This is a genomic window from Alistipes sp. DJF_B185, assembly GCF_964250025.1.
GTDB classification, from domain to species: Bacteria; Bacteroidota; Bacteroidia; order Bacteroidales; family Rikenellaceae; genus Alistipes; species Alistipes finegoldii.
In genome coordinates this window covers 1-1,506 of record NZ_CAXUDY010000059.1, presented here as the reverse complement: position 1 = coordinate 1,506, position 1,506 = coordinate 1, and the positions used below count along the sequence as shown (strand labels likewise).

The 1,506-nt window shown below is 53.0% G+C and carries 1 protein-coding gene and 1 pseudogene; both read right to left on the bottom strand.

Going from position 1 to position 1,506, the window contains the following annotated elements; all coding sequences use genetic code 11:
- Positions 1–839: pseudogene (locus ACESTR_RS16085) on the bottom strand (lipopolysaccharide biosynthesis protein); the annotation flags it as partial.
- A 34-nt stretch (positions 840–873) separates the two neighbouring features.
- Positions 874–1,506: dTDP-glucose 4,6-dehydratase (locus ACESTR_RS16080; RefSeq protein ID WP_373179443.1), on the bottom strand; the 633-nt coding region annotated here is incomplete at its 5' end.

The following is a 1,506-nucleotide window of genomic DNA, read 5'->3' as shown; positions in this document are numbered from 1 at the left end:
TGACCGATGGCGGTTTGGGCCTGCACGGCGATACCTCTGGCAGCGTTGACAACCGGACCGAAGAACATATTCAGCAGCAGGTTCAACCCCTGTGTAAATGTGATGGCCGCCAGACTGCCGAACATATTCCAACTGGCAAATCCTGTCATTTCCTTGAATAACCCCTTGTCCCAGCTCCAGCGATATTTTGTTTCGTTGAAATGCCGGTTGCAATACCAGCTGTAACATAGACGTATGAGGAACTGGACAATAACGATTAACGCGGCGTACAATATCAGTTTGTCGGTGTGAAAATACCGAAGAAAACAGACGATCAGCAATTTCAAAGAGACTTCGATAATCGATATATAGGCGAATGCGCTCATTCTTTCATGGGCGATGATGGCCGCATTATACGGTACGCTCATGATCATGATCACCGATGCCGCTACCGAGCACTGGAATACCCAGAAAGCGGCATTCATGCGGTCGGCCGGAATCTGCATTTTGTTCCATAAGAACCAAAGCCCGACCGTTTCCGCCAGCACTATTATCAGAAAGGATATGATGCCATGTATTGAAAGGCTGGTCGAAAAAACCTTTGTCAGTTGCGCCCGATTGTTCTGTCCCAGCTCAAAGGTCAGGTACCGCTGTGTCGCAGAGGTCATGGATCCGTTGATGAATCCGAACATGGCGACGATTCCGCCCACAACATTGTAGATGCCGAAGTCCTCCACCCCCAGAATGTTCAATACCACCCGGCTGGTGTAGAGACTTACAGCCATGGTAACAAGCATCCGGAAGTAGAGCAGAAGTGTATTCTTTGCTATTCGTTTGTTGTTAGAGCTTATTTCCTGCATTTCGGAGCCGATGTTCATCCATTAAGCGCCATATCTACCTCTCCTTGTACATGCTTTGGTAGTATTTTTCATACTCGCTTGAAGTAATGTCGTCCATCCATTTTTGGTTCTGGAGGTACCAGCGGACCGTCTTTTCGATCCCCTCCTCGAACTGCAGGCTGGGCTGCCAGCCCAGTTCGCGCTTGAGTTTGCGCGAGTCGATGGCGTACCTCAGATCGTGGCCTGCGCGGTCGGTGACATACGTGATGAGCTTCTCCGACGACCCCTCGGGGTTGCCCAGCAGCCTGTCCACCGTCCGTACGATCACCCGTATCAGGTCGATGTTCTTCCATTCGTTGAAACCCCCGATGTTGTACGTGTCGGCGACCTTGCCCTTGTGGAAGATCACGTCGATGGCCCGTGCGTGGTCCTCGACGTAGAGCCAGTCGCGGACGTTCTCCCCGCGGCCGTACACGGGCAGCGGCCTTCGGTGGCGGATGTTGTTGATGAACAGCGGAATCAGCTTCTCCGGGAACTGGTAGGGCCCGTAGTTGTTCGAGCAGTTCGTAACCAGCGTCGGCATGCCGTACGTGTCGTGGTAGGCCCGCACGAAGTGGTCCGACGAAGCCTTCGACGCCGAGTAGGGGCTGTGCGGGTCGTACTTCGTCTCCTCGGTGAAGAACTCCTC